This is a genomic window from Campylobacter sp. RKI_CA19_01128, assembly GCF_025771175.1.
GTDB lineage: Bacteria > Campylobacterota > Campylobacteria > Campylobacterales > Campylobacteraceae > Campylobacter_D.
The window spans coordinates 1-2,771 of sequence record NZ_JAKMPU010000024.1 but is presented as its reverse complement, the minus strand read 5'-3'; the positions used below and the strand labels follow the sequence as shown (position 1 = coordinate 2,771).

The 2,771-nt window shown below is 24.7% G+C and carries 4 protein-coding genes and 1 pseudogene; 1 reads left to right on the top strand and 4 read right to left on the bottom strand.

The genetic code is table 11. The annotated features are described in order from the left end of the window. Positions 1 to 838 (top strand): annotated as a pseudogene (locus L8U98_RS08080) (hypothetical protein); the annotation flags it as partial. 338 nt (positions 839 to 1,176) lie between these two features. Here L8U98_RS08080 and L8U98_RS08075 read toward each other — a convergent pair. From L8U98_RS08075 to L8U98_RS08060, 4 genes are all read right to left on the bottom strand, one after another. Then, positions 1,177 to 1,401 (bottom strand): hypothetical protein, encoded by a 225-nt coding sequence (locus L8U98_RS08075; protein WP_263737864.1) that lies wholly within the window; start codon positions 1,399 to 1,401, stop codon positions 1,177 to 1,179. After that, a complete protein-coding gene (locus L8U98_RS08070) occupies positions 1,367 to 1,558 on the bottom strand; it encodes a hypothetical protein (protein ID WP_263737863.1) in 192 nt (63 codons plus the stop codon). The genes L8U98_RS08075 and L8U98_RS08070 overlap by 35 nt, the downstream gene beginning before the upstream one ends. A 581-nt stretch (positions 1,559 to 2,139) precedes the next feature. After that, positions 2,140 to 2,421 (bottom strand): type II toxin-antitoxin system YafQ family toxin, encoded by a 282-nt coding sequence (locus tag L8U98_RS08065; protein ID WP_263725510.1) that lies wholly within the window; start codon positions 2,419 to 2,421, stop codon positions 2,140 to 2,142. Beyond that, entirely contained in the window at positions 2,408 to 2,635 is a 228-nt protein-coding gene (locus tag L8U98_RS08060; RefSeq protein ID WP_263725509.1) for a hypothetical protein, read from the bottom strand. The genes L8U98_RS08065 and L8U98_RS08060 overlap by 14 nt, the downstream gene beginning before the upstream one ends. Positions 2,636 to 2,771 lie beyond the last annotated feature (136 nt).

Below are 2,771 nucleotides of genomic sequence, written 5' to 3'. Positions count from 1 at the left end.
CGATAATGTAACAGGTAAAGACTATATAGTTTCTCAAGTTCCACTTGGTATTGGTTTGACTTTTTCTTTCATGTCAAGAATGGAAGATTCCATTACTAAAAATCATAATATAAGTAGCGAATGGAGTAAAAATCTTTCTAATAGTGATAGTACTGCTTATGCTAAAATGGTTGGGTATGCAGATAGCTTCAGTCAAACTCAATCTGCTATTCAAGCAGTTACTTCAAATAATATGGATAATGTTGTAAATGCTTATGCTAGAGATTTAGCTACAATAGACAATAAAGACTTTAATACTCTTAGTGTTGCTGAGCAAAACACTTACTTTGCAAAAGCAGGAAATCAAATTTCTGATATGATTAAAAATGATCCTGCTTCAATTTCAAATTATGCTTCTCAATATGGAGCAGGTAGTAATGTAGGAGAAAACACAATAGCAAGTCCTAATGCTTTAAATAAAGAATTTACAAATGTAGGTGGTAATACTTTACTAAATCACAATCTAAATCAAGAACAGGTTAATTCTAGAGCAAAAGATATGAGAAGTAATTCTAATATACCAAATGCTAAAGATATTAAAGAAGTTGCTAGTGGTTCAAATATTAATAAAGAAGTTGGAGGTAAGTTGGAAACCGCAGATAAAATATTACATTTTGGCTTAGGCGATAAAAAAAGGAATTTAATTCCTTTTTTATCTCTCGTAAATACCTGTCCCATTTACCAGAGCAAGATCATCATCGATGAAGGTAAATTTATCATCTTTGTAGTAGTTTTCATATTCCTCGTTGGTTTGTTTAAAATATTTTTCTTTTTTAAGTCTGCGCATTTCAATTGCTAAAACGCCGATAAAAAATAAAACAAAGAATAATAAAAATAAATAATAAATATCGTATGAAGTAGTGTAAAGAACAATATTTCTAATTGGTAAAAATAGAATTAAAAAAAGATACGAATATTTTCACAGAAGTATTTTCCTTATAAAAATAAAGAAATATCAATTCTATTAAAACACAACTTACAGATAAGATAATTTTTGTATATCCATCAATATTATCAATAATATGTAAAATATTAAAACAAAACACCATAGCGATAGAACCAAAAAGTAATAGTGTATATAATAACTCTTTAAAAGGATTTGTATTTCCTTTTTTCCTTACCACATTTTCCATAATCTCAACCTCTTGTTTTTGATTTTCTAATTTTCCTATATATATTTATACTTCTTTTAACTCTAAATAAATCATACTTAATTACATTAGCAACAGCACTTAATCTAATTTCCTCATTATCGTGAACTGCGAAATTTCTAGTATCATTTATTCTTTTTAAATCTTTTTTGTCAAATAAAGATAAGATTTCATCATCAGCACTTTCTTTGATTTTTTTTAAAGCTTTCACTGATTTTAATTAGAGAAACAAAAATAAATCTTTGTGCATTTTCATCGTGCAATGTTTTTAATACATTCTCATCTTTGATTTGCTGATAAATTAAATTAATCTCATTTGCAATTTTTTGTAATCTTTTTATGTTCTCTAATCTTATTTCATTTGACATTTAAATTCCTTTACATTTAATATTAAAATTATACCAAAATTTACAATAAAAATCAAGTTTTTTAGTGCTTTTAAATGCCTATTTTATAGTATTTTACAAGGGTTTTTTATATTTTACATTTTTGTCCTTTATAAAGTTTATTTTAAGTGCTTTTTAAGCGTATTTTTTTACACATAAAAGTCCTTTATATATCCCCTAAATGTCCTTTATAAAGTCCATTTTTTCTTTTTTTATTATTTTTTGCTTAAAATCTACCAAAAAAGTGCTTTATTTCACCCCTAAAGGTGCTTTATATATCCCACAAAAGTCCTTTATAAAGTCTTTTTTTAAGCATTAAATATTGATATATTAGTATTTATTCTGTTTTATAATTTAACTTATTAATTTTAACTTTAAAATTAATATTGGTAAGATAAAAAATATTTTTTGTAAGATAAAATAGGTATCATTAATTAATTTTTAAGAATTTAGCGTTAAAATACTAATACAAAAAATAAAGTAGAGTGTTGACCGAACACATTGCGTTACACGCAAGGCGATAACAGACAAGGCAATGACTCTACTTCTTTTTTACTTTCTTTTTAGTATTTTTTAAATAATTTACTATGACTGCCTAGTTTTAAAACATTTAACTCTAGTTCTTCATCATGTTTTTGATAAATCAATAATAAATTAGACTTTACATGACACTCTCTAAAATCTTTTAATGCACCTTTTAATTGATGATCTTTATATTTTGGTTCTAAAATTTCATCGTTAGAAAGCTTTATAATAACTTTATCTGTTATTTTACGCTCTTCGTCGCTTATTTTTTTATAGGCTTTTATAAAATCTTTATGATAATAAATTTTATATTTTGCTATCTTGATAAGCTTTCACAAAATCTTGATGTGAATTAAAGCTTAATGCAGTGTTATCTTTTTTTTCCTTACTAAGCTCTTTGCTTGCATTTAATATCTTATTTTCAAAACTACTTAGTTTAGGTTTAGAAACTTTACATTTAGCATTTATACTTTTAGCTAAACCTTTAAATGCAGGCAAAAAATCTTCACTGACATTTTCAATAATAAGAGTCATGAAATTCCTTTCTCAAAATCATATAATATAATTATATTGTATTTTAATCAATTTAAATTAATTTCTTATACTTATTTTATTGTTTCAATGTGAAGATTAAAAGCACTAAGATAAAATATTATTTTGTGATGATTAT